At 69.6% G+C, this 25,072-nt stretch carries 24 protein-coding genes; 14 read left to right on the top strand and 10 right to left on the bottom strand.

All coding sequences use genetic code 11. The features are described 5' to 3' along the window. Positions 1 to 389 precede the first annotated feature (389 nt). From BM286_RS15140 to BM286_RS05775, 3 genes are all read right to left on the bottom strand, one after another. Positions 390 to 710: a hypothetical protein gene (locus BM286_RS15140; RefSeq protein ID WP_137706574.1), complete on the bottom strand. Its 321-nt coding sequence runs from the start codon at positions 708 to 710 to the stop codon at positions 390 to 392. 284 nt (positions 711 to 994) lie between these two features. Then, on the bottom strand, positions 995 to 1,930 hold the full coding sequence (locus BM286_RS05780; protein WP_092920639.1) for an NAD-dependent epimerase/dehydratase family protein: 936 nt from the start codon (positions 1,928 to 1,930) through the stop codon (positions 995 to 997). An 81-nt stretch (positions 1,931 to 2,011) separates the two neighbouring features. Beyond that, positions 2,012 to 2,452: a DUF302 domain-containing protein gene (locus BM286_RS05775; RefSeq protein ID WP_092920638.1), complete on the bottom strand. Its 441-nt coding sequence runs from the start codon at positions 2,450 to 2,452 to the stop codon at positions 2,012 to 2,014. A gap of 160 nt (positions 2,453 to 2,612) precedes the next feature. Between BM286_RS05775 and BM286_RS05770 the strand changes: the two genes are divergently transcribed. The 5 genes from BM286_RS05770 to BM286_RS05750 all read left to right on the top strand — a co-directional run bounded on the left by BM286_RS05770 (position 2,613) and on the right by BM286_RS05750 (position 6,584). Next, the gene (locus BM286_RS05770) at positions 2,613 to 3,032 is read left to right on the top strand and encodes a helix-turn-helix domain-containing protein (protein WP_167603332.1); all 420 of its coding nucleotides are present in this window, start codon (positions 2,613 to 2,615) and stop codon (positions 3,030 to 3,032) included. Between the two features lie 106 nt (positions 3,033 to 3,138). Then, positions 3,139 to 4,422, top strand: coding sequence for a M20 family metallopeptidase (locus BM286_RS05765; RefSeq protein ID WP_092920637.1), 1,284 nt, complete (start codon positions 3,139 to 3,141; stop codon positions 4,420 to 4,422). Positions 4,423 to 4,579: 157 nt separating this feature from the next. Then, positions 4,580 to 4,816, top strand: a complete 237-nt coding sequence (locus BM286_RS05760; RefSeq protein ID WP_092920636.1) for a sulfurtransferase TusA family protein — start codon at positions 4,580 to 4,582, stop codon at positions 4,814 to 4,816. Then, entirely contained in the window at positions 4,813 to 5,958 is a 1,146-nt protein-coding gene (locus BM286_RS05755) for an NAD(P)/FAD-dependent oxidoreductase (RefSeq protein ID WP_092920635.1), read from the top strand. Before BM286_RS05760 ends, BM286_RS05755 begins: the two co-directional genes overlap by 4 nt. Positions 5,959 to 5,960: 2 nt before the next feature. Then, positions 5,961 to 6,584 carry a DUF1641 domain-containing protein gene (locus tag BM286_RS05750; RefSeq protein WP_092920634.1) on the top strand — a complete coding sequence of 208 codons (624 nt, stop codon included), beginning with the start codon at positions 5,961 to 5,963 and terminating at the stop codon, positions 6,582 to 6,584. A 49-nt stretch (positions 6,585 to 6,633) separates the two neighbouring features. Here the strand turns inward: BM286_RS05750 and BM286_RS05745 are convergent, their stop codons facing one another. Together BM286_RS05745 and BM286_RS05740 are read right to left on the bottom strand one after the other, a co-directional pair. Next, on the bottom strand, positions 6,634 to 7,236 hold the full coding sequence (locus tag BM286_RS05745; RefSeq protein WP_092920633.1) for a DsrE/DsrF/DrsH-like family protein: 603 nt from the start codon (positions 7,234 to 7,236) through the stop codon (positions 6,634 to 6,636). Positions 7,237 to 7,238: 2 nt separating this feature from the next. Next, a complete protein-coding gene (locus BM286_RS05740) occupies positions 7,239 to 7,484 on the bottom strand; it encodes a sulfurtransferase TusA family protein (RefSeq protein WP_092920632.1) in 246 nt (81 codons plus the stop codon). A 247-nt stretch (positions 7,485 to 7,731) separates the two neighbouring features. Here BM286_RS05740 and BM286_RS05735 point away from each other — a divergent pair, with 247 nt between their 5' ends. The 6 genes from BM286_RS05735 (at position 7,732) to BM286_RS05715 (ending at position 13,344) form a co-directional block, all read left to right on the top strand. Beyond that, entirely contained in the window at positions 7,732 to 8,925 is a 1,194-nt protein-coding gene (locus BM286_RS05735; RefSeq protein WP_092920631.1) for an MBL fold metallo-hydrolase, read from the top strand. An 8-nt stretch (positions 8,926 to 8,933) separates the two neighbouring features. After that, positions 8,934 to 9,491 (top strand): YeeE/YedE family protein, encoded by a 558-nt coding sequence (locus tag BM286_RS05730; protein WP_092920630.1) that lies wholly within the window; start codon positions 8,934 to 8,936, stop codon positions 9,489 to 9,491. 130 nt (positions 9,492 to 9,621) lie between these two features. After that, positions 9,622 to 10,083: a YeeE/YedE family protein gene (locus tag BM286_RS05725; protein ID WP_092920629.1), complete on the top strand. Its 462-nt coding sequence runs from the start codon at positions 9,622 to 9,624 to the stop codon at positions 10,081 to 10,083. 11 nt (positions 10,084 to 10,094) lie between these two features. Then, positions 10,095 to 11,270: an inorganic phosphate transporter gene (locus BM286_RS05720; RefSeq protein ID WP_092920628.1), complete on the top strand. Its 1,176-nt coding sequence runs from the start codon at positions 10,095 to 10,097 to the stop codon at positions 11,268 to 11,270. Between the two features lie 861 nt (positions 11,271 to 12,131). After that, entirely contained in the window at positions 12,132 to 12,296 is a 165-nt protein-coding gene (locus BM286_RS15500; protein ID WP_167603330.1) for a DUF7512 family protein, read from the top strand. After that, positions 12,286 to 13,344, top strand: a complete 1,059-nt coding sequence (locus BM286_RS05715) for a sulfite exporter TauE/SafE family protein (protein WP_092920627.1) — start codon at positions 12,286 to 12,288, stop codon at positions 13,342 to 13,344. Before BM286_RS15500 ends, BM286_RS05715 begins: the two co-directional genes overlap by 11 nt. 192 nt (positions 13,345 to 13,536) lie before the next feature. Here BM286_RS05715 and BM286_RS05710 read toward each other — a convergent pair whose 3' ends face one another. Then, on the bottom strand, positions 13,537 to 15,147 hold the full coding sequence (locus BM286_RS05710) for an ABC transporter permease (RefSeq protein WP_092920626.1): 1,611 nt from the start codon (positions 15,145 to 15,147) through the stop codon (positions 13,537 to 13,539). A 117-nt stretch (positions 15,148 to 15,264) separates the two neighbouring features. Here BM286_RS05710 and BM286_RS05705 point away from each other — a divergent pair, with 117 nt between their 5' ends. From BM286_RS05705 to BM286_RS05695, 3 genes are all read left to right on the top strand, one after another. Then, the gene (locus BM286_RS05705) at positions 15,265 to 15,834 is read left to right on the top strand and encodes a gluconate 2-dehydrogenase subunit 3 family protein (RefSeq protein ID WP_092920625.1); all 570 of its coding nucleotides are present in this window, start codon (positions 15,265 to 15,267) and stop codon (positions 15,832 to 15,834) included. Further along, positions 15,831 to 17,486: a GMC family oxidoreductase gene (locus BM286_RS05700; RefSeq protein WP_092920624.1), complete on the top strand. Its 1,656-nt coding sequence runs from the start codon at positions 15,831 to 15,833 to the stop codon at positions 17,484 to 17,486. The genes BM286_RS05705 and BM286_RS05700 overlap by 4 nt, the downstream gene beginning before the upstream one ends. A 254-nt stretch (positions 17,487 to 17,740) precedes the next feature. Further along, complete coding sequence (locus tag BM286_RS05695; protein ID WP_245779338.1) at positions 17,741 to 18,394, top strand: dolichyl-phosphate hexose transferase; 654 nt, start codon at positions 17,741 to 17,743, stop codon at positions 18,392 to 18,394. Between the two features lie 643 nt (positions 18,395 to 19,037). Here the strand turns inward: BM286_RS05695 and BM286_RS05690 are convergent. From BM286_RS05690 to BM286_RS05675, 4 genes are all read right to left on the bottom strand, one after another. Continuing rightward, positions 19,038 to 21,395 carry a DUF7846 domain-containing protein gene (locus BM286_RS05690; protein WP_092920622.1) on the bottom strand — a complete coding sequence of 786 codons (2,358 nt, stop codon included), beginning with the start codon at positions 21,393 to 21,395 and terminating at the stop codon, positions 19,038 to 19,040. Positions 21,396 to 21,479: 84 nt separating this feature from the next. Beyond that, on the bottom strand, positions 21,480 to 22,604 hold the full coding sequence (locus BM286_RS05685; RefSeq protein ID WP_092920621.1) for an iron ABC transporter substrate-binding protein: 1,125 nt from the start codon (positions 22,602 to 22,604) through the stop codon (positions 21,480 to 21,482). Between the two features lie 39 nt (positions 22,605 to 22,643). Continuing rightward, complete coding sequence (locus tag BM286_RS05680) at positions 22,644 to 23,825, bottom strand: alpha-1 4-glucan-protein synthase (RefSeq protein WP_092920620.1); 1,182 nt, start codon at positions 23,823 to 23,825, stop codon at positions 22,644 to 22,646. 30 nt (positions 23,826 to 23,855) lie between these two features. Then, positions 23,856 to 24,989: a lysylphosphatidylglycerol synthase transmembrane domain-containing protein gene (locus tag BM286_RS05675; protein ID WP_092920619.1), complete on the bottom strand. Its 1,134-nt coding sequence runs from the start codon at positions 24,987 to 24,989 to the stop codon at positions 23,856 to 23,858. Positions 24,990 to 25,072: the final 83 nt, after the last annotated feature.

Genomic DNA, 25,072 nt, shown 5'->3' with positions numbered 1-25,072 from the left:
GCCGGCGACAGCACCGCGCGAGGGACGCGGCGAACGCGAGCGGCGAAGCCGCGAGCCGTGAGCCGCGAGGCTGGGGAGGAGTGAGGTGCGGGGCTGTGCGGGGCGGGACTCAAAAGGGCAGCCGGGAGGCGGGCGCAGCGAGCGTGCGCCCGCCTCCCGGCTGGGGCTTTGGAGGCTTTTTCCGTCGATCCGTCAGCAGCGATTTATACGTAAGCGGCTGGGGCTTTGGCGGTGTTCATCGCAGGTCTACAGACGATTATTTGTCGCTGTTGAAATCCTATTCTCCAGACAGATTTTGCCTGAAACGTCTAGTCGCTGAAGAGTGCGAATGGAGCAAGCCCGAATGGGTGAAATAGGGACGAATACCTGTTCGATAACTCTTAGTTCAGCTATAGGTTCTCGTACACATCGAGGAAATGTGTTTCTGAAAAGTCCTGTGGATCTGACCAAGACGATTCGTCGTCGTCTTCGTTCTCAGTCCAGATTTGTATTTCTGGATCATACTTTTCGAGCATCTCAGAGTCTCCTCCGTCGTCTTCTTGCGCAACCTCACCAAATTGGGCAGCTAATATCGTGGTGAAAGCTGCGTCTTCGATGTCTGATAATAAAGCGTCGGGTTTTACCCTAAGTTCACCAACAACATTCCCATTTACTGCTACTTTTTGAAAAGTTTTGTATTCTGGTGGATCATCAGGATCTTGGCTTGGCATAGGTATTACGAATAACAGATTGACTTAAATCTTTATATAGGTCAACTCTTGTTCTGTCGGCTACAACCGGTAGAAACCAAGAACCTCGTAGTTGAGGCCGAACAATCACGTCCGCTATCCGTACCGTACCATCTGTACTGAGCGATTTGTTAGTCCTCTGTATTGACCGCTGGTGGGGCAGAATATATCACTTGTTGAGGGTTTCACCAGAGCCGGTTATTTATAAGCGAGCGGCCGAGGGTTCAGAAGCCTCCCGCAGAACAGCCGATCCCGGAGTCGGATTCTTACGAGACGATCTCGTCGATAAGCTCGCGGGCGCTGCGCCGGACCGCCGCGTCGCTCTCGATCGACGGCTCCCAGCCGAGGTCGGCCAGCTTCGCGATCGACAGGCGCATCTTCGGCACGTCGCCGGTCCAGCCGCGGTCGCCGCCGGTGTAGGCGTACTCGGGGTCGACGCCCAGCTCATCGCTCACGATGTCGGCGATGTCAGTGACGGAGGTCGTCGTCCGCGTGCCGAGGTTGTACACATTGTACGCGTCGTCGGCGCCCTCGACGACGTGCCGGATCGCGTCGACGCACTCGGTGACGTGCATGTACGACTTCTCCTGGCGGCCGTCGCCGAGGATCTCCAGCTCCGTCGGGTCCTCGTCCAGCTTCTCGATGAAGTCGGGGATCACGTTGCCGCGCTGGCGCGGGCCGACGATGTTCGCGAAGCGAAACACCCACGACTGAATCCCGTAGGAGTGGGCGTGCGTGGAGATGAGCCCCTCGTCGGCGAGTTTCGAGGAGCCGTAGATCGAGATGGGTTCGAGCGGGCCGTAGTCCTCGGCCGTCGGCCGCGGCGCCTCGCCGTACACCGTCGACGAGGAGGTGAACGCGAACCGGTCGACGCCGACCTCGCGCATCCGCTCTAAGACGTTGTACGTCATCTCGGTGTTCTCCTCGAAGAGGACGCGGTCGTCGTCGTAGTTCGTGTCGGTGTACGCCGCGAAGTGGAAGACGACGTCGAGGTCCTCGGTGACCGCGCGGGCGACGTCGTCGGGGTCGGTCACGTCGGCCGCGACGAACTCCGCGCCGTCGGGCACCCGGTCGCGGGTCCCCTTCGAGAGGTCGTCGGCGACGCGGACGGCCGCGCCGCGGTCGAGCAGGTCGGCCGCGAGGTGGCTCCCGACGAGGCCGGCGCCCCCGGTGACGAGGACGCGCGAATCGGCGAGGTTCATACCGGACTGTCGGTGGTTGCGGATAAGTAGGTGTGGAATCGGGGCGGGAGTCGAGCGGGACAGGAACAGGGCGGAACGCGACTACAGGTTCTCGAACGCTTCGTCGACGAGTTCGCCGGTATCGGCGACGATGCTCGCCATCTCGTCGTCGTCCGGCGCCATCCCGACGAGCCGAGCGATACGCATGATGGAAACGTGGTAGACGCGCTGTTTGCCGGGGGCCTCTTCCCAAATAACGACGTTACACGCCATCAGCGCGCCGAGCTTGTTGTCGGTCGCGTCGAGCGCGCGGTCGGCGACCTCGGGGTTACACGCGCCCAAGACGTAGTAGGGGTCGCGGCCCGCGTCCACCTTCTCGTTGAGCATCTCCGACGGCGAGAACTCGACGGGGACGCCGAATCCGGCGTCGGTGAACACCTCGCGGACGTGTTCGATCGCCTCCTCGTGGTCCATCTCGAGGGTGGCTTGCTGTTCACCGATGTCGTCCGGATCGATCTGACTCGGGTCGATTGGAAGCGTCATTCGTGTATTGTCTTGGGCCTACGTAACAAAGGCTCTTCGGATAGCACGCGGAGAGAGCGGTGACGCGACCAGTTGGACATCCACGGCACGACGTCCGGCCGCAACAGTATTGTGCTATTTGAGAACAACTTTAACCCGCTCTGCCGCCCTACTGTTCGATATGACGTCCGGTTCAGTGCGCGAGGACCTCGAACGCGACCTGGAGTGTCTCGACCTCTTGGAGTGCGTTCACGGGCTCAACGATCGGGACCAGACGGTTTTTCAAGAGCTACACCAGACGGACGGAGACCTCACCGTGGACGACGTGGCGGACCGACTGGACTGCGAGCGGTCGACGGCGTACCGGTCGATTTCGCGGCTCGTCGACGCCGGTGTCGTCGTTCAGCGACAGGAGAACTACGACCACGGCGGGTACTACTACGCGTACCGACCGCGAACGTCCGAGGAGGCCGCGCGCGAAATGCGACGGCTGCTCAACAGCTGGTACGCGACCGTCAATCAGCTCGTACAGGAGTTCGAGGACCGGTACGGACGCGAGACGGCAGGGCGTGAGGACCGGCCGATTCGACCCGATCCCTGACGCGCGGGCGACCGCACCACCCGCCGACGTACCCACGCGATCCGCCGCCATGGTATTGTGTGAATTATACAAAATAAATAAATCGGTGGGGACCGAAGGTGAACTCATGTCCGAGGAGACGGGAGCGGCCCCGACGACGACCGGCGAAGACGCTCCCGCCGAGTACGTGCGGGCAAACCGCGAGGCGCTGGTCTCGCTGGCCCTCGACCTGCTCGCAGTCGACACGTCGAATCCCCCCGGCGACACGCGGGAGATCGTCGCCGCGATCGAGCGGTTCCTCGACCCCCTCCCGGTCGAGGTCGAGCGGTTCGCCGTCGACCCGGCGAAGCCGAACCTGCTCGTGCGGGTCCCCGGCGGCGCCGACCGCACGCTGCTGTTCAACGGGCACCTCGACACCGTGCCCTTCGACGCCGACGCATGGACGCGCGACCCGCTCGGCGAGCGCGACGACGACCGCGTCTACGGGCGGGGCGCGACCGACATGAAGGGCGCCGTGGCGTCGTTGCTGTTCGCGATCCGAGCCTTCGCAGCCACCGAAACCGACCCGTCCGTCGACCTCCTGTTCGCCTTCGTGAGCGACGAGGAGGTGGGCGGCGACGCCGGGCTCCCGGCGCTGCTCGACGCGGGGGCGCTCGACGCGGACGCCTGCGTGATCGGCGAGCCGACCTGCGAGGAGGGCCGCCGCTCCGTCACGGTCGCGGACCGGGGGAGCATCTGGCTGACGCTCGAGGCGTCGGGCGAGGCGGCGCACGGCTCCCGGCCGACGCTCGGCGTCAACGCCGTCGACCGACTGTACGACGCCGTCGAGACGATGCGCGATCGATTCGGTACCGAGCGGCTGGCGATCGGCGTCGAGATGGAGCCGATCGTCGAGGAATCGGTCGCGTACTACGCCCTGTCGATGGGCGAGGCGGCCGCGCGGGACCTGTTCCGATATCCGTCGATCAACCTCGGCGTCTTCGAGGGCGGCGACGCGGTGAACGCCGTCCCGGACTCGGCGCGCGCCGAGGTCGACGTACGGCTGACGGCCGGCGTCCACACCCCCGACGTGCTCGCGGGGATCCGCGAGTGCGTCGCCGACTGCGAGGGGGTCGCGATCGCCGACGTCTCGTGGAGCGTCGGCACGGCCGAAGACCCCGACGGTCCGCTCGTCGAGGCCGTCGCGTCGACGGCGGCGGGCGTTACCGGTGACCGCGTGTTCAGGCGGAGCGCCACGGGCGGCGGCGACGCCAAGAGGCTTCGGAACGCCGGGATCTCGACCGTCGAGTTCGCGCTCGGGACCGACACGCTCCACGCGCCCGATGAGTACGTCCCGGTCGACGCGCTCGTCGACAACGCGGTCGTCTACGCTCGGCTACCGGCGGCGTGGCGCGCGGAGACGGACCGATAGTCGACGCCCCGCACCCGCCCGGTACACGTCGGTGGGACGGTCGAGGTACCGCGGTCGCGATCGGCCCGTCCGCCCCCCGTCAGAGTGTTTCTAGAATATTGGAATTTACTCACAATACTAATACTACACGCCCGTAACTACCGCGTGTGAGACCGTCATGACCGACATCGAACCCCAAGAGACCGTCGACGCCAGAGGCGCAGCGTGTCCCGGCCCGCTGATGGACCTCATCGGAGCGATTCGGAGCGCCGAGTCGGGGGACGTCGTCCGACTCCTGAGCGACAACGATCAGTCGCTCACCGACGTCCCCGAGTGGGCCGAGGAGGCCGGCAACGAGCTGCTCGCCGTCGAGGAGCGCGACGACCACAACGCGTTCTACGTGGAGAAAGCATGACCGAGCGCGTCGTCATCGTCGGGGGCGGGACCGGCGGCACCGTCCTCGCCAACGACCTCGCAGATCGGCTCGAACCCGAGCTCGACGCCGGCGACGTCGAGGTCACCCTGATCAACGACGACCCCGACCACGTCTACAAGCCGATCTGGCTGTACGTGCCGTTCGGACAGCGCGAACCGGCGGACGGTCGCCGCGCGCTCGACGAACTGGTCGACGACGCGGTCGACCTCCGGATCGATCGGGTGACCGAGATCGATACCGACTCCCGGCGGCTCCGGTTCGACGGCGGCGGGCCGTCGATGGCGTACGATCACCTCGTCTTGGCGACCGGGTCGACGCTGGAGCCCGACCGGGTTCCCGGCCTCGCGGCGGGCGGCCACGACTACTACAGCGAGTCGGGCGCGACCGCCCTGCGCGAGGAGTTGCTGTCGTTCACCGAGGGCGAGCTCGTGTTGAGCGTCGTCGGCACTCCCCACATGTGTCCGGCGGCGCCGCTGGAGTTCGTCTTCATGGCCGACGACTGGTTCCGCGAGCGCGGCCTGCGCGAGGACGTCGACATCACCTACACGTACCCGATCCAGCGCGTCCACGGCAATCCCCACATCGCAGAGTGGGCCCGCCCCATCATGGAGGAACGGGACATCAACGTGGAGACGTTCTTCAACGCCGAGTCGGTCGACCCCGACGCGGAGACGGTCACGTCGATGGAGGGGACCGAGCTCGACTACGGCCTCCTCGTGACGATCCCGCCCCACGGCGGCGTCGACCTGATCGAGGCGGCCGGGCTCGGCGACGACGGCTGGGTCGACGTCGACAAACACACCTTGGAGGCCGAGGCCGCCGAGAACGTCTACGCGCTCGGCGACACCGCCGACACCGGCGTCCCGAACGCGGGCAGCGTGGCGCACTACCAGGCCGGCGTCGTCGGCCGGCGCCTCGCCAGCGAGGTCCGCGGTCGCCCGGCGACGGCGACGTACGACGGCAAGACGCTGTGCTTCGTCGAGACCGGAACCGACGCGGCCTCGTTCGTCGAGTTCGACTACGAGACCCCGCCGTCGCCCGCGCCCCCCTCGGAGAAGCTCCACTGGTCGAAGCTGGCGTACAACGAGTCCTACTGGCTCACCGCGCGGGGGCTGCTCTGACCATGTCCGAGACGGATCCTTCCGAGTCGGCCGAGCTCGAGGCGGCGATCCGAGAAAATCCCGAGGCCGTCGCCGCGTTCGTGGAGCGGCTCGACGCCGTCAACGAGCTGCTGGACGCCCTCTCCTTGGGCGAGAGCGCGCTCTCCGACGAGATGGTCCGCGAGCTCTCGGCAACGGGGTCGACGCTCGCGGAGTCCGCCGACGGGCTGGCGACCGACGAGACCGTCGAGCTGGCCGAGCGGGTCGGCGAGAACGGCGACGAGCTGCGGGCGGCGCTCGACACGCTGCTCGAACTCCAGCGGAGCGGGGCGCTCGACGAGCTGGCCGAGATCGCCGAGGTCGGGTCACTGGCGACCGCGGCCCTCGACGACGAGATGGTGAGGTCGCTGGCCGGCACCGGCGCCGCGCTCGGCGAAGTGGCGCAGACCGCGGCCGACGACGACGCCCGCGACGGCGTCGAGACGCTGCTGAAGGGCGTCGGCGAGGCGGAGCGCGAACCGCCAGAGCGGGTCGGGGCCGTCGGGCTGCTCCGCGGCGTGCGCGACCCGGAGGTCCAGTACGGGCTGGGCTACCTGCTGGCGGTGGCGGGCGCGATCGGCCGCGAGCGCACCGCCGGGGAGTCGTAGCGGGAGAACGGGAGTTCGGGGATCGGAACAGCGGTTCGTTTTTCGGCGGTCAGACGAGCAGCTGGATGTCCGCCTCGGCCATGTCCTGGAGCGCGGTGGCAGCGCCGACGCCCGCGGTGACGCCGTCGTAGAAGTCGTCCTCGTCGTAGTCCATCAGGTCGATGGTCATCTGACAGGCCTGGAACTCCACGCCCATGTCGAGGCTCGTCTCGAGGAGCTCCTCGACCGTGGCGGTGTCGTTGTCCGCGATCCGCTTTTCCATCATCCGCGTCGTCACGCGGTCCATGCCGGGGAGCGCGGCGACGGCGTTGGGGACGGGCATGTTGGGGTTGCCGACGGAGCTGAGCTTGAGGCTCTTCGAGCGCTCCTCGTGGAGGATGTCGAGCCCCCAGAACGTGTGGAAGACGGTCACCTCGTAGCCGAACGCGGCCGCGGTGCTGGCGAGGATGAGCGGCGGGTACGCCATGTCGAGCGTCCCCTTCGTGGCGATGATGCTCATCTTCTTGCCGCCGTCGTCGGCCTCGGCGAGCGCGTCCTCGAGCTCGTCGACGCGCGCGGCCAGCTCCGCGCGGGAGGGGGCGTCGCCGTCGGTCGCCTCGGAGGCGCCGTCGGAGGCGTCGTCTGCCGACGCGTCGGATGTGTCCGTGCCCATCGTTACTCGGTCTTGCGGACGTAGTGTTTGTACACGTCGTCGCCCTCCGTCTGGTCGACGAGCTCGACGCCCGCGGTGCCGTCGGCCCAGCCGTCGATGTCGCTCATGCTGCCGGGGTCGGTCGCCAGCACTTCGAGGACCTCGCCCGCGGCGAGACCGTCGATGGCGGACTTCGTCTTCACCACTGGCATTGGGCACGATGCGCCTTTCACGTCGAGCGTCTCCGCGATGTCGAATTCGGAACTCATTGTGTATCTGCTCCGGCCGCGTGTATTGGAGCCATCGCACAATACCCTCCACCAAGGTAAAAGATTGTTGTTTCTTGTGAAGATCGCCAACTACCATATAACGCGAAACGTATTTAGGCACTCTATAACCCGTATTAGATACTTTAGAGGAATATCTGATGCCCGCGACCGGCAATAGTATTGTCCAAAAAAGGAAATACTATGAAAATTCTTTTGTGCGTCGACCCGGTAGAACCGACCGCGAAATATGAATGCCGACGACTTTCCGACTCCGGACGTCGACGTCGACTCCGTCGACCCGGACTCGCTCAAACGTCGAATCGACGCCGGCGAGGACGTGACGATCCTCGACGCGCGTATGGGGTCTGACTACGAGGAGTGGCGCATCGACGGCGAGAACGTCGCGTCGATCAACGTCCCGTACTTCGAGTTCCTCGACGACGAGATCGACGACGACGTCCTCGATCGGATCCCCGACGACCGCGAGGTGACCGTGCTGTGCGCGAAGGGCGGCGCCAGCGAGTACGTCGCGGGCGCACTCGCGGAGCGCGGCTACGACGTCGACCACCTCGAAGACGGGATGAACGGCTGGGCGAGCGTCTACGAGGCCGTCGAGGTCGAGCGCTACGACGGCGCCGGCACGCTCCTCCAGTACCAGCGTCCGTCCTCGGGCTGCCTCGGCTACCTCCTCTATCACGACGGCGAGGCCGCGATCATCGACCCGCTCCGGGCGTTCACCGACCGCTACCTCGACGACGCGGACGACCTCGGCGTCGACCTGACGTACGCGCTCGACACGCACGTCCACGCCGACCACGTCTCGGGCGTGCGCGACCTCGACGCCGAGGGCGTGGAGGGCGTCATCCCGGCGGCCGCCGTCGACCGCGGCGTCACGTACGCCGACGAGCTGACCACGGCCGAAGACGGCGACACCTTCGAAGTCGGCGGCGCGACGATCGAGGCCATCTACACCCCCGGCCACACGACCGGGATGACCTCCTACCTCGTCGACGAGAGCCTGCTCGCGACCGGCGACGGGCTGTTCGTCGAGAGCGTCGCCCGCCCCGACCTCGAAGAGGGCGACGAGGGCGCCCCCGACGCGGCGCGCATGCTGTACGAGTCGCTACAGGAGCGCGTCCTCTCGCTGCCGGACGACACGCTCGTCGGCGGCGCGCACTTCAGCGACGCCGCGGTCCCGGCCGACGACGGCACCTACACGGCGCCCATCGGCGAGCTCGTCGCGGAGATGGACGCGCTCACGATGGACGAACGGGCGTTCGTCGACCTGATCCTCTCGGACATGCCGCCGCGGCCGGCCAACTACGAGGACATCATCGCGACGAACCTCGGGCGGAACGCCGTCGACGACGAGGAGGCGTTCACCCTAGAGCTCGGGCCGAACAACTGCGCCGCCAGCCAGGACTCCCTCGCGGGTGACTGACGACGCACATGGTCGCTGACCCAGTACTGCTACAGGCTGTCGCCGAGCTGTTCCCCAACGGGATCAGCCGGTACGCCGTCGGCGGACTGCTCGTCGGGCTCGGGACCGTTCTGATCTACGTCGGGACGGGAATCCCGGCCGGAGCGAGTACGTTCTTGGAGTCGACGCTGTCGTACGTCTCCGACCGGTCGCGGTTCCAGCGGTACGTCGGCTCCCGGGACTGGCGGGTCGTGTTCACGGCCGGCATCGTTCTGGGCGGGCTGGCGTTCGCGGCGACGTTCCAGTCCGGACTGGTCACGAGCCCGCTGTACGAGCCCGGAACGACCGGCCAGCTGTACGAGGTCGCCGGCGTGACGCTGTGGACGACGGAGATCCAGCCGTGGCGGCTGTTCGTCGGCGGTGTCCTCGTCGGAATCGGAACTCGGATCGGCAAGGGCTGTACGTCCGGGCACGGCGTCTGCGGCGTCGGCTCGGCGTCGAAGACATCGCTTGTCGGCGTCGCGACGTTCCTGACCGTGGCGATCGGGACCGCGCAGGTCGTCGCCGCGCTGGGGGTGAGTCCGTGATGCGCGAGACGCGAGCGGACCGAGGCGCGAACGGAGTGAGCGACTCGGGGAGCGAACGGCGAACGGACGTGAGCCGTGAGCGGCGAGCGTCTCGAACTGCGCGAACGGGAGCGACCGGAGGGAGCGACACGTGAGCGCGGACAGGCATCCGCTGTTCAAGCCGCTGATCTTCGTCGGCGGTATCATCTTCGGGTTCGGACTCGGGTTCAGCCACATGGCGCGGCCGGAGGTCGTGGTGAACTTCCTCCTGTTCGACGACCTCGGGCTCCCGTTCGTGATGTTCGGGGCCGCGATCGTCTCCGGGATCGCGTTCGCGCTGCTCCCCCGGTTCCGGGACGCCGCGCCCCTCACGGGCGACCCCTACGAGCGCCGGCTGAAACCGTTCGACCGGAACGTCCTCGTCGGCGGCGCCGTCTTCGGCGTCGGCTGGGGGCTCTCGGGGATCTGCCCGGGCGCCGCGTACGCCAGCCTCGGGGTCGGCAACGTCACCATCCTCTGGGCGCTCGGCGGGATGTTCGTCGGGGCGTACGCGCAGGGCTACTGGCGGAGCCGGAGCGGGGCCCGCGACGCCGCCGCGGCGGGCGCGGACTAGCGCACCCTCCGATGGACCCCGCTCTTATCGCGCTCTTCGTCGGCGCGGCGCTCGCCAGCCTGTTCATGGCGTGGGTGATCGGCGCCGGGTCGAGCGGCGCGACGCCGTTCGCGCCCGCCGTCGGCGCGAACGCTATCGGCACGATGCGCGCGGCCCTGCTGGTCGGCGTCTTCGGCTTCGCCGGCGCAATCGCCCAAGGCGGAAAGGTCTCCGAGGCCGTCGGCAGCGGCCTCGTCGGCGGGATCGGCCTGCCAGTCGCCGGGGTCATCCTCGTGCTCGTCCTCGGCGCGGGGCTGATGGCGGTCGGCATCACCACCGGGATCCCGATCGCGACCGCGTTCACCGTGACCGGCGCCGTCATCGGCGTCGGCCTCGCCCTCGGCGGGACGCCGGTCTGGGCGAAGTACCAACAGATCGGCGCCGTCTGGCTGTTGACGCCGTTCGTCGGCGGCGGCATCGCGTTCGGTATCGCCTCCGTCCTCCCGCGGCCCGGCGTTCCCGAGCGGTACAGCGTCCCGCCCCTCGCCGGGCTCGTCGGCGCCGTCCTCGTGAACGTCCGGTTCAGCTTCCTGGGTGACGGGCCCGAATCGGGCATGCTCCGCGGCGTCGCCCAGCACGCGCTGGGGGTCGACGGGCTCGCGCCGGCGGTCGCGATCACGGGCCTCGCGGCGCTGGCCGTCGCGACCGTCGTCCGGTGGGACGTGAGCCGCGACGAGGAGGGCGGACTGCGGCACGTCCTGCTCGCGCTCGGCTCGCTCGTCGCGTTCTCCGCGGGCGGGAGTCAGGTCGGACTGGCGGTCGGCCCGCTGCTGCCGCTGCTCGACGAGGTGGGGATGATCTCGACGACCGCCGTGCTCGTCGGCGGCGGGTTCGGGATGCTGGTCGGCTCGTGGACCGGCGCGCCGCGGATGATCAAGTCGCTGGCGCAGGACTACTCGTCGCTTGGGCCCCGCCGCTCCATCTCGGCGCTCGTCCCGTCGTTTCTGATCGCGCAGCTGGCGGTCCTCCTCGGCGTTCCCGTCTCGTTCAACGAGATCGTCGTGAGCGCCATCATCGGGAGCGGCGCGGCCGTCGGCGGCCGCGACGCGGTGGACGCCGAGAAGATCCTCACGACGGTGGGCGCGTGGGCGGGCTCGTTCGTCATCTCGTTCGCGCTCGCGTACGCCGCCGCGGCGCTCTTTTTATAAACGGACACGCCGCGGCGGCAGTTCTTTTATAAATATCCGAAGCGGTGGCGCGTGCCTCCGAGCGCCCGCAGGGCGCGAGGAGCACGCGCGAGGTCGTCGGGCTTCGCCCGACTGCCAGAGGCGCGTCGCGCCTCGCTGTCGCCGGCGCTACGCGCCGGCTGCCAGAGGGACCGAAGGTCCCTCGCTGGAGTCGGCCGACCGGAGGGAGGCCGACGAGGCTGGGGAGGCGTGAGGTGCTGTGCGGGGCGGTGCGGGGTGGGACTCAAAGGGGCAGTCACCGGCGGCTCCGCCGCCGGTTGCCCGTGGCGCGTAGCGCCACGCTGCCGGGAGGCGAGCGCAGGCGTTCACGAGAGCGCAGCTCTCGTGAGCCAATCAGAACGCGAAGCGTTCTGATGACGACGCAAGCACCGCAGGAACGAGCGCAGCGAGTGACGAGGAGCGTGGTTCGAAACGGCGGAGCCGTTTCGTCATCACGAGACGCCGGAGGCGTCTCGAACGACAGCGAGCGTGCGCCCGCCTCACGGCTGGGGCTTCGGAGGTGTTCGCCGCCGATCCACGGTCAGTTGTTTATAAGCGAACGACTCGGAAGTTAGAGGCGCTTTCCACCGATCCACAGCCAGTTATTTACAACCGAGCGACAGGAGCATCCAGAGTCCGACGAGGGCAACGCCCACCGACGGTCCGCCTGGCCCTCCGCACACGAAAACCTCTCGATAAGTTATCGGTACTCCGGCCGAGGTTACCCGAATATAGTCTTGTACAGTAACCCCAAAACCGTTATAGGCGCGAGGCAGGTAGGGGAGAGCGAGCAGAAATGTACCAGAAGCGAATTTCCGCCTTCGGAAGTCGGAGGGAGAGTCGATGGCAGGACTAGAGATACCCACGTGGGACCCGGAGACGGCCCTGCTTATCGGCGCGATCCTCCTGGAAGCGTTCGTACTGTACGTGGGCTACGGCGGCCTCGAACGGCTCGTCGGTCCCTCTCTGATGCGGCTCGTCGTCGGAGGTGACGCGAGTGCTCGGTAGCCTTCTCAGCGGGGCCGGCTTCCTGGGGACGAGCCCCGAGATGCTCGCCTTGTTCGTCGGGTTCGGCCTCGTCGTCGGCGTCCTGTTCGGGTTCTTCGGCATGGGTGGATCGTTCCTCGTCACGCCGGCCCTGCTCATGTTAGAGTACCCGGCGCCCGTCGCGGTCGGCAGCGGGATGGCGTTCGTCTTCGGAACCGCCGTCATCGCGACGCTGAAACACCACGACCTCGGGCAGGTGGACTACAAGCTCGGCGCGATCATGATCACCGGGACGACGATCGGGATCGAGGTCGGCCGCGCCAGCGTCTACTACCTCGAATCGATGGGGCTCGCCGGCGGCGTCATCAGCGTCGCCTACGTCGTCCTGCTCGGCGGCGTCGGCGCGATGGTCACCCGCGACGCCCTCAAAAGCGACGGCGAGGGCGGAATCGACCACGAGGCGACCGATAGGGACCTCGACGAGTACGAGATCCCCGAGATCGCCGAGAAAATCCAGCGGACCGTTCGCATTCCGCCGATGGTGACGCTCCGCGGCGACGTCCGCGTCTCCGCGTGGGTCATCACGGCCGTCGCCTTCGCGACCGGCGTCCTGTCCGGCTTCCTCGGCGTGGGCGGCGGCTTCATCCGGATGCCCGCGATGATCTACGCGATCGGCGTTCCGGTGCCCGTCGCGGTCGGGACCGACCTCTTCGAGATCGTCTTCTCCGGCGGGCTCGGGAGCTACCTCTACGGACAGGGTGGCGGCGTGAATCTCGGCATCGTCGCCCCGCTGCTGTTCGGGAGCGCACTCGGTGCGCGCGTCGGCTCCGCCGCGACCGCCGTCGTCGACGCCGACGAGATCAAGGTGTACTTCGGCGGGATGCTGCTGGTCGGCTCCGTCGCCGTGGGCATCGGTGAAGTCGGTTCCTACCTCGGCAACGCGACGCTCGAGCTGCTCGGACTGGTGCTCGTCATCGGCGCGGCGGTCGTCGTCGCGTTCGGGGTGTTGTACGCGGCGATCACGTCGCTCCGCGTGACGCGACGGCGACGGACCTCCACCGCGGACTGACCGGTTCCCGCCCGGGCGGTTCGAGGCGGACGGACTCGCGTGCGTCAATCGAGTCCAGCGGTCGGTGGGGCCAGCAGACACCGACCCGGACGACCGACATCGGCCCCGATTCCGACGAACCGCCTCGAAGTCAAGCCCCGAGGCGCTCGCCTCGGTCATCGGTGGAGACGGTGGAAGCGGAGCACCCCCGTCTCATAGCCCCTCCTCGCCGCCCTCCTGCGTGAGGAGGACGACCATCGAGAGCCCGGAGATGAGGAGCAGGATGAGCGTGGGGACGACCGCGTACTGGTAGAACGCGTTCTGCTGCGCGCGCCAGATCTGCGTGACGATCGTGTCGAACCCGGTCGGGCGGAGCACCAGCGTGACGGGCAGTTCCTTCATCGTCGTGAGGAACACGAGCGCGGCGCCGGCGACGATGCCGGATCGCGTGAGGGGGAACGTCACGCGCCTGAACGCGCCGGTCGACGACTCGCCGAGGGTGCGCGCCGCCTCGACGAGCCGCCGGTCGATCTGGAGGATGGAGGTCCGCGTCGACCCGACCGCCTGCGGCAGGAACCGGACGACGTACGCGAAGATCAAGAGCGGGAGCGTCTGGTAGATCCACGGGGCGTACCCCGACCCGAAGTACACCAGCGCGAGCGCCAGCACGATGCCGGGGACCGCGAAGCCGACGTACGTCGCCCGCTCGAAGATCACCGCGAACGGCGAGTCGTGGTTCGCGGCGAAGTAGGCGATCGGGATCGCGGCGAGCGCGGCGGCGACGGCCGCCGCCGCGGAGACCGACACGGAGTTGAGCACCATGATCGGCTCGAACGCCAGCGAGGGGCGGCGCCCGGACTCGGCCCGGAGCAGCCACAGCCCGAGGATCCACAGGGGGACGAGCAGTGCGGTGCCGGACACCGCGGCCGGCAGCAGGGTCGCGGGCCAGCGCAGGCGGCCGAGCGACACCCGGTCGTCCGTCCGCCCCGCGTCGTCGCCGCTCGCGTTCCGGTCCGAGCGGACCGCCCACTCCAAGGCGAGCACGAGGACGACCACGACGAGCAGCTGGAGGGAGAGCAGCGCGGCGTAGTCGCTGCCGAAGGAGTTGTACTCCACGTAGATCTGCCGGGTGAACACCGGGAGCCGCATGATCGAGGGCGTCCCGAAGTCGGAGACGGCGTACAGCGCCGAGAGCAGCGCCCCGGCGGCGATCGCGGGCCGGATCGTCGGGAGCGTCACCCGGCGGAACGCCGCGAGCCGGCCGTGGTTGAGCGTCCGGGCGGCCTCGAGCATCGTCGTGTCGAACGACAGCAGCGCGGCTCGGGTGGTGAGGTAGACGTAGGGGTAGGTGTACAGCGTGATCACGAAGATCGTGCCGGAGAGGCCGTAGATGTTGGGCACCCGCTCGACGCCCAGCGGGGCGAGAATATTGTGGAACGCCCCCTGCGGGCCGAACGCGGAGACGAACGAGAACGCGCCGACGTAGCTCGGCACGACGAGCGGGAGCGCGGCCGCGACGGACCAGAAGCGGGGGAACGGGAGGTCGGTCCGGGCGGTGAGGTACGCGAGCGGCACGCCGATGAGGATCGAGGCGGCGGTGACGCCCGCCATCAGCACGAGGCTGTTGACGAGCACCTCGGCGGTGCCGGCGCTGAACACGAGGTCCATCGCCCGCTGCCGGTCGACGGCGGCCGCCCTGATCACGAGCCACGTCAGGGGGAACACGAGCGTGGCGGCGATCGCCGCACACAGCAGCGTCAGCCCGAGCGGGAGCCTGTCGTCGCCGTCGGTCAGCCGGTCGCGGATCCGGGTTCGCAGGGTCATTGTGCGGGGGAGGGAGTCGCTCTGTCCGAGCGAGGGGCCGCCCCGCGTTAGGGGTTCCGATCGCCCGGCGAGCGCACTCCGACGGATATATGAATTTAGGGCCACCTAAAAAGTTCCATGGAACTGACGCGACGCGACGCGGCGGCCGCGCTGGCCGCGATCGGCGCGACCGGCGGGGTCGCGCTCGGCGTCCGTCGGGCGACCGACGATCGGGGCGGCGGACCCGGAGACGACGAGGCCGACGCGGCGTGGGACGGCGAAGGCCCTCCCGACGACGAAGCGGTCCGCGAGGCGATGACCGCGGTGGCGCGGGTCCTCTACCCCGAAGAGGTCTCCGGGATCGGCGCGTTCGTCGACCGCTTCCTCGACGGGCGCCTCGACGGGTCGGCGCACGCCGAGGGGGTCCGCGCCGCGGTCGCCGAGGTCGAGTCGGCGGCCCGGTCGTGGTACGACGCGCCCGTCGCCGAGCTCTCGGCGGCCGAGCGCGACGACCTGCTGCGCGGGCTCGGCGCCGACACGGCCGAGGAGGACCCCGGGGGGACGGCCGCGGAGCGCGTCCGCTTCTTCGTCGTGAACGAGCTGCTGCTCGCGCTGTACTCGTCGCCGACGGGCGGCGAGCTCGTCGGGATCGAGAACCCGCAGGGGTACGCCGGCGGCGCGGAGAGCTACCAGGAGGGGCCGCGATGAGCGGTGCGGAGAGCGTCGGCGACGAGCGGTCGGAGGCTGAGGGAGGCGCCGACGAGGAGGTCGACCGCACTCCGGTCCCCGACGCCGACGTCTGCGTCGTGGGCGCGGGTCCCGCGGGCGCGCTCGTCGCCGACCGGCTCGCGGGCGACCGCGAGGTGGTGGTGCTCGACGCGGGGCCGCGGTTCGACCCGGCCGACCGCCTCGCGAGACAGGAGCGGGCGATCCGCCCGTTCTACGGCCGGCCGGACGTGTGGGGCGTCGGCGGCGCGCGCGACGCCCACGAGAACGCCGGCGACTGGTTCTACCCGCTCAACCACGCTCGCGTGAAGGGGATCGGCGGGTCGACGCTCCACTGGCAGGGGATGGTGATGCGGCTCCACGAGGACGACTTCAACTCCGGCACGGAGCGCGGCGTCGGCCCGGACTGGCCCGTCGACTACGCCGACCTCCGCCCCTACTACGCCGAGGCGGAGAAGGAGCTGGGCGTCGCGGGCGCCTCCGACAACCCCTACGCGCCGCCGCGCGAGGAGCCGCACCCGATGCCGGCGTTCGAGCCCTCCTACAGCGACTCGCTGTTCGCCGAGGCCTGCGAGGAGCTTGGGATCGACATGCACTCCGTGCCGAACGCGCGCAACTCCGAGCCGTACGACGACCGGTCGCCCTGCGTCGGCTACGGCACCTGCCAGCCGGTCTGCCCGAGCGGCGCGAAGTACGACGCGACGGTCCACGTCGAGCGCGCGGAGGAGAGGGGCGCGACGGTCGTCGACCGCGCCCCGGTCGAGCGGCTCGAACACGACGGCGACGACCGGGTGACGGCCGCCGTCTACGCGACGCCGGACGGGGAGCGGCACCGGCAGGCGGCGGACGCGTTCGTCGTCGCCGCCGGGGGCGTGGAGACGCCGCGGCTCCTCCTTTTGTCCGACTCCGACCGCTACCCCGACGGGCTCGCGAACGGGAGCGGCCACGTCGGCGAGTTCTTCATGGACCACCTGTTCGCGGGCGCGGGCGGCACGCTCGACGAGGAGACGAGACAGAACCACGTCGGCTTCTACACCAGCGCCTGCGACCAGTTCTACGACGAGGCCGACGCCGAGCAGGCGCCGTTCAAGCTGGAGTTCTTCAACTACGCCGGCCCCTCGCCGGTGGAGATGGCCCTGACCGGCGACGACTGGGGCGACCCGCTTCTGGAGCGGCTCCGCGACGGGTACGGGAACCACGTCGCGATGGGCGGGCTCGTCGAGCAGGCGCCACAGGCCGACAGCCGGATCACCCTCGCCGACGACCGCACGGACGACCGCGGCAACCCCGTGCCGCAGATGGAGTGGACCGTCGGCGAGCGCGCGCTCGACACCATCGAGCGGGCGAACGAGATCCAGGTCGAGATCTTAGAGGAGCTCGGCGCCGACGTCGAGTGGGTCGCCGGCCCGGACGCGACGGGCCCCGCCTACCACCACATGGGGACCACGCGGATGAGCGACGACCCCGATTCGGGCGTCGTCGACGCGGACTGCCGGACCCACGACCTCGACAACTGCTGGATCGCCTCCAGCTCCGTCTTCCCCACGAGCGGCGCGATGAACCCGACGCTCACCATCGCCGCGCTCGCGCTCCGCGTCGCCGACGACGTGGAGGCCCGGCTCTCGGGGATGTGAGTCCCGGCCACGGTTGTTTTAGGTGAACCTAAAACTTCAAGTGCGTGCGAACGGAGAGACGGGTAATGAGCGACTCAGCACACGCGACGAACGGCTCCGCGAGCTCGATCGAGACGGATCCGGCCGACGAGACGGGCTCGCACGACGGGACGGACGCGACCGACGGCGCGGACGCGGCCCCGAGCGAGGAGACGGACGCCGCCGTCGGCGCCGCGGGCGGCGACGGGTTCACGTTCGACGACCTCAGCGTCGTGATGGGGACGTACAACGAGGAGGAGGCGATCGGAACCGTCCTCGACGACATCGACGAGGTCACCGACGGGAAGGCCGAGGTCGTCTGCGTCGACGGTTCCGCGGACCGAACGCCGGAGATCGCCCGCGAACACGGCGCGACCGTCGTCGAGCAGGAGCCGCAGGGGTACGGCGTCGCCGTGCGCGAGGCGATCCTGACGCCCGACCGCCCGGTCGTCGTCACGACCGACTGCGACGACACCTACCCGATGGAGGCGCTGCCGGAGTTCCTCGCGGAGGTCAACGACGGCGCCGACGTGGTGAGCGGCGACCGGCTCTACCACGGCGCGGCGGCGATGCCGGCGTTCAACCGCTTCGGTAACCACGCGTTCGCGGCGCTCGCGAGCCTGCTGATGGGCGAGCGCGTCCACGACACCACCACGGGGATGCGCGCCTACCGCCGCGACGTGGTCGAGGAGATCGGTTGGACCGAGAACACCGGCCTCTCCGCCGAACTGCTGATCCGTCCGCTGATGCGCGGCTACGACGTGCGCGAGCGCCCGATCCGCTACGCCGAGCGCCTCGGCGAGACGAAGCTGGACCCGATCGGCGGCGGCGCGGCCATCGCGAAGTCGATCGTCACCGTCTGTCTCGAAGAACAACTGCGGCGCTTCTGAGGGCGCTTCGCCCTCGACGCCGTCGTCGGACGGCGGTCCGGAGGTACACTGTGGGCACAGTGGACCGCCGCCGGCGACGTTTTCTACGACCCCGAGCGACGGCTCCATCCATCGTCATCGACCGCAACTGTGCGGTGGCGCGTGCCTGCGAGCGGCCGGAGCGAAGCGGAGGCCGCGAGGAGCACGCGCGAGGGAGTCGGTCGCCGAGCGAAGCGAGGGCGACCGACGAGGCTGGGGAGGTGTGAGGTGCGGTCGCTGTGCGGTGCGGGGTGGGACTCAAAGGGGCAGTCGCGAGGCCGCAGTAGGCGTTCACGAGAGCGCAGCTCTCGTGAGCCAATCAGAACGCTCCGCGTTCTGATGACGACGTAAGCACCGCAGGGAGCGAACGAAGTGAGCGACCGAGGAGCGTGGTTCGAGAGAGCGAAGCTCTCTCGTCATCCCGAAAATCTCCGATTTTCGGGCGACAACGAGCGTACCGCGGCCTCGCGACTGGGGCTTTGGAGGCGTGCTCCGCTGTTCGAGAACTAGTTATGTACAGCCGAGCGGCTGGGGCTTTGGAGGTGGCCGCCGCAGAAACGTCGATCACGTATTGCCGAGCGGCTGGGGCGTTGGAGCCGGCCGCCGCTGATCCGTAGTCAGCGTATTAGTCGCTCGCGTCAGCCTCCGTCTCGAAAACGACCCACTCGGGGTGAGTCTGGGGCTCGTCGGGGAGGTACGTCCCCTCGTTGCCGCACTCCATGACGAGCCGACAGGTCGAGCGCTCGGGCGGCCAGACGGCCTCGACGCGCTCGCCGCCCGACACCCGCACCGTCACCTCCTGCCGGTAGGTGTACGTCGCGCCCGCGGGGTCGACGAGCGTCACCGTCACGGCGATCACGTCGCCGTCGGGGTCGAACGGGACCGGCTCGCTCGCGTTCCCGGCGGCCGCGCGCTCCGCGCCGGGCAGCCGGGCTCCCGCCGGCGTCACCGCCCAGTCGACCGCGAGCGACTCGCCGGGGTCCGACACGGTGTAGGAGACGTGGTCCGGACCGCCCGGGGCGCCCCGGCGCGGGTCGACGCGGACCTGCGCGCGGGCGACGCGGTCGGGGACGCCGACGGTCGTCTCGGCGTCGATCCGTCCCCCGGACCGCCGGTCTAGCGGCTCCAGCTTGGGGACGACGTGCGCCTCCGGGTTCGGGGTCCAGACGCCGTGGTAGCCGTAGCGGTACAGCGTCCGGTCGGGGTAGGCGTCCAACACGGCGAAGTTCTCCACCGGGTCGCGTTCGAGCGCGTACACGACGTCGCCGTCGAGCCCGGGCCCGTTCCGGAGATACTGGAACGGGTGGCTCTGCCACTCGCCGTACGGCGTGGGGACGAACACCAGCCCGTCCTCGAAGGTCGTCTCGTCGAACGGCGCGTACGCGATCTCGTGTTTCTCGTCGACCGCGGCGTTGCGCTCGATCGGGCCGGAGGCGGCGTCCACGGCGGCGACGCCCGCGACGGCGACCGCGCTCGCGACGACGACGGCGAGCGCGACGCGCGTGACCGCGGGCGAGACGCCGCGGACCGCGAGCCGCTCTCGGCCCGCGGCGAGCGCGCGCCACCCGACGGCGACCCCCAGCCCGCCGAACACCGCCAGCGGGACGAGCAGGTCGAAGTGGTAGAACGGGCCGAACAGCGACGCGAGCCCGTCGGTCGGGTCCGAGAGGTCCGCGAGCGCGTTGTGGGTCCCCCAGAAGTACAGGTTCCCGACGACGACGGAGCCCGCGACGCCGGCGAGCAGCGCGGCCGCGGTCCGACGGAAGGCGGGGGAGTCGGAGGGGGCGGACGCTCCCGACGCCCCCTCGGTCTCGCCGCCGTCTGCGACCCGTGCGACGCCGGCCGACGCCCCGCCGAGGAGGCCGCAGGGGTCGCCGGCCGCGCGCCACCCCCAGAGCGCGGCCGCGACGCCGGCGAGCGCCAGCGCGGTGCCGAGCGGGCCGGCGACGAACCACCGGGTCGCGATCTCTGCGAGCGCGTAGCCGTTCGACTCCAGCGCCAGTTCGAGCGTGTAGTCGACCGAGTGGCCGAGGATGCGCCGCTCGCCGAAGCCGGGGCCGTCCATCGGTGCGAACTCCTGGTACGGGAACACGAGCGGCGAGCCCGTCATCCGGGCGTTGTACGCGAGCGTGACCCCGACGAACAGGGTGCCGAACAGCGCCGTCAGCCCCTGACGACGGATCGGGCCGGGGAGCTCGCGGGAGCCGCCGACCGAGAGCGCGCGGCGGCCGAGGGCCGCGAACGCGCGCGGCGTCGACCGATCCGTCTCGGCGCCGAGGCGGCGGACCGCCGCCCCTACCCGCCACGCCGCGTGGGCGATGAACGGCGCGGCGAACAGCACCGCGGTGTACGGCCGCGAGAAGAACGCGATCCCGATCGCGACGCCAGCGACGCCGGCGGCCGCGAGCGACCGGTCGCGGACGCCTCGGAGGTACGCGACCGCGAAGATCAGGTTGAAGAACGTCGTGGGCGCGTACGGGAGGAACGCCGACGACGTGGCGATCGCCATCGGTGACGCCGCGAACAGGACGCTCGCGGCGAGCCCCGCCCGCCGCCCGAACGTCTGCGAGCCGAGCAGGTACACCAGGGCGGCGTTGCCCGCGGCGACCGCCGCGAGCGTCACGCGCGGCTCGTCGAACAGCCACATCGAGACCGCGAACGTCGCCGCCGGGACGGGATTGTACTTCGGGTAGAGCCGGCCGCCGTCCTCGATGAAGAACCACGGGTGGACGGCGTCCGCGAGCGGACCGGCGTGGAACTCCAGCTGGCCGCCGAGGAGGAGCGCGGCCTGCGTGAGGTAGACGCCCTCGTCGTGGTTCGCGGAGTGGTGTGAGAAGACGGTGACGGCGATCGCGAACGTCAGGGCGCCGGCCGCGGCGGCGACCAGCGCGGCCGCGACCGTCACGCGGTCGGCGCGGGCGAGCCGCTTCCGGAGCCGGGCCGCGAGTCGGCGGGGACGGACGGCGGGTGGGAGAACTGGCACGAACGGTTATGATGTAGGCGCGGTGTGGTGGCGCGAGCGGTGCGGTGGCGGTGAGACGATGCGATCAGCGCGGCGCGGGCGGCCTCAGATCTGGACGCCGGCGTCGCGCATGAGGTCGATCGTCGGTTCGAGGTTCGACAGCTGCGTCAGGTCGATGTCCGGGACGTCGAGCTCGTCGATCGGCGGGAGGTTGCCGATCGGGTCGACCTCGGGGATCAGCGGGTACTCGAAGGTGGAGCGCGCGAAGTAGTCCTGCGCCTCGGCCGACAGCAGGTGGCGGACGAAGTTCGCCGCGAGGTCGGCGTCGGACGCGGTGTCGACGACCGCGGCGCCCGCGACGTTGAACACGGCGCCCGCGTCGCCCTCGGTGAACGAGGTGGCGATCGGCGCCTCCGGGTTCCCGTCGAGCACGCGCTGGATGTAGTAGTGGTTCGTGAACGCGGCGTCGATCTCGCCGTCGGCGATCGCCTGACAGGTGACGAACTCGTCGGGGTACGTCGAGGCGCCGCGCTCGACCATCGCCTCGAGCCAGTCGCGGGTGGCCTCCTCGCCCTCGAGGATGCGCATCGCGGTGATGAACGCCTGCGCGGAGCCGTACGACGGCGCCCAGCCCAGGTCGCCCTCGAACTCCTCGGGGTACGCCATGATGTCGTCGGGCATCTCGCTCTCGGAGTACTCGTCGGTGTTGTACGGGACCGTCCGGGCGCGTCCGGAGGTGCCGACCCACTGCTCGGTCCGGAACTCCTCGCGCACCTTGTCGGTCACCTCGGACGGGAGCGCCTGGGTGCGCCCCTCGTCCGCGAGCGCGCCGAGCGCGCCGGAGTTGACCGAGTAGAACACGTCCGCGGGGGACCCCTCGCCCTCGTTCACGATCTGGTTCACGAGGTCGGTCGAGCCGCCGTACCGCACGGTGAGGTCGAGGCCGTCGTACAGGTCGTCGATGTAGCCGACGAGCTCGCCGACGAGGAACTCGCCGCGGCCGGAGTAGACGGTGAGCTCGCCCTCAAGCGCCGGCATCTCCGCCATCGGCGTCCCGCCCGGGAGCCCGCGCCCCGCTCGGCCGGAGCCGATCTGACCGATCGACGACTGCGCGCCGTCGTCGGTTCCGCCGCCCGTACAGCCCGCGAGTCCGACCGCGCCGACCGCGCCGGCGCTCGCGAGGAACCGTCTGCGATTCACCTTCGTCCCGGTGTGATCGTGGTTCGTCATGTGTTTTAGGCTTACCTAAATACTTTTAGTCGTGTCGGTTCAGTCGTCCGCGACCGCCGGCGTCCGGCGGATCGCGTCGAGACAGTCGAGCCAGTCGCGCATGTGTTCGCCGACGTGCGCGAAGAACGCGCCGTTCCGGTACTCGTCGAACTCCCCGTCCGCGAGCCGGTCGGCCATCGCGTCGTAGACCGCCGCGTAACCGTCGGCGTCGGCGCCGGCGTCGTCGATCAGCTCCCAGAGGTGTTCGTTGAGTTCGAGCCCGGCCACCTCGTTGTGGAGGTCGTCGAACGTCGAGCGCGGGGCCTTGTTGTGTTCACACAGCGGGCCGCCGTTGTAGATCCGCTTGCCGAGCACGTCGCAGGCGCGCTTCAGGAAGACGCCCGACCAGATGTCGTCGAAGCGGCCGACCTCCCACTCGTTGTCGTCCATCGGCAGCTGGTAGAACGCGGGGATCACCTCGCGGCGGAACGCGAGGTTCATCGAGCAGACGGTGAGGTAGTTGCCGCGCGCGGCGACGAAGTCGTCCGCGAAGTCGTCGGCGGTCGTGCGCGTCTGCGCTTGCCCTTCCAGGTCGCCGTCCATCAGGATCCGGACCGCGTCGAGGTCGGGAACGTTCGTCCACAGCCCCTGCGAGGCGACGACCTCGCCGGACTCGACCGCGACGGCGTCCGTCTCGACCGTCTCGTCCATCGCGGAGTAGGGGTACCCCCGGGGGTAGAGCCCGTGTTCGTCGGCGTTCTGATAGAGGACGTTCACCCAGTTCTCGTCGGAACTGACGGACTCGACCTCCCCGTCGAACGCGAGGTTCTCCATGTGACGCCCGAAGTAATCGGCGTCGTCGTGGGGGAGCGTGTCGTCGTCGATGAACAGGCCGTACTCGAAGGCGTCGTCGGCCCACATGTACAGCAGGCCGAAGCTCGTCTCGGCGTGGCTCGCGGCCGGGACGACGTGGCCGTACTCCGCGACCCCGTTGGCCTCGTACCACTCCTCGCGGCGGCTCCCGTCGAACACCTCGCCGGAGACGCCGAGGTCGTCGAGCATGGCGCGCATCTCGTCGGTCTCGCAGAAGTCCTCGGTGACGAGGACGAAGTGGAGCCGCGAGACGTCGAAGCCGTGTTCGCGGGCGTTCTCGACGTAGGCTCGGACGCACTCGTACTCCCGTATCGTCGGAACGATCACGCAGACGTCCGGACCGTCGCGGTCCGAGGCGGTCGGGCTCATACCCGACTGTTTTTAGGCTCACCTAAAAGTTTAGCGGTCCGCCGTCGGCCGCGTCGCCGTCGTGCCCGGTTCGCGTTCCGACTCGTCGGGTGCGTCCGCGAACGAGAGGTCGAACGCGGCCGCGACGAACCCGCCGCCCGCGAGCGTGACGGCGTTTTTCAGCGCGTGGTCGAGCGCGGCCGCGGCGAGCGCGGTCGCGGCCGGAAGCGGCGTGGTCGCGACGACGACTCCGGTGAACGCCGCCTCGTACAGCCCGATTCCGCCCTGCGAGAGCGGCAACACCTTCGCGAGGTTCCCGGCCGAGACGGCGAGGGTGCCGACGACGAGCAGCGTCGCCGGGTCGACGCCGCCCCCGAATCCGCCCGCGAGCGACGCGAGCACGAGGATCGCGGTCAGGGCGTCTACCCCCCACACGACGCCGCTCGCGAGCGACACCCGGACGAGTGCGCCCGCGTCGGCGGCGACGACGCGGACGGCGGCGCCGAACCGGACCGCGGCGTCGACGACCCGAGAGAGTCGGGGGCCGTCGGCGCGGTCGCGGAGCGCCGGACCGAACCGGCGGTCGCTCCGAGCGACCGCGACGGTGACCGCCGAGCCGAGCGCGGCCGCGAGCGCGATCACCCCGGCGGCCGCGACCGCTCGCCCCGACCCGTCCGGCGCCGCGGCCCGCCCGTCGACGAGCAGGGCCGCGAGCGCGGCGCCGCCGAGGACGCCGAGCGCGACCAGGTCGAAGGCGCGCTCGACCGCCAGCGACGCGACGCCGGTGGGATAGGGGACGCCGCGGCGGTCGTTCAGCAGGTACGCGCGCACCCCGTCGCCGGCCCGCGCGGGGACGATCAGGTTCGCCGTCTGACTCGCGAACACCGTCGCCGTGAGGAACGCCGTGCGAGGGCGGTGACCCATCGGCGCGAGCACGTCGCCGTACCGTCGACCGCGGACCGGCCACGAGGCGAGGTAGACGGCGAGCGCCGCGAGGAGGAGCCACGGGTCAGCCGCGACCGCCGTCGCGACGACGGCCTCGACGTCGAGGGTCCGCGTCAGCACCGCGCCGCCGACCGCGAGGACGAGGACCGTCCCCGCGACCGCGAGCGAGCCTCGGGGCAGACGCTCCCGAAGTCGAACGAGGCGCTCGCGGAGCCGAGCGGCGGCGACGCGCGGGTTCATCCATTCGTTTAGGTCGCCCTAAAGAATAAAACGCTGGCGGTTCGCGGAGAAGCGGCGGGGGCTCGTCGACGCGCCGAGCGGCG

This window comes from Halorubrum sodomense (genome assembly GCF_900111935.1).
Classification (GTDB): Archaea; Halobacteriota; Halobacteria; order Halobacteriales; family Haloferacaceae; genus Halorubrum; species Halorubrum sodomense.
This window is presented reverse-complemented; position numbering and strand designations above follow the sequence as displayed.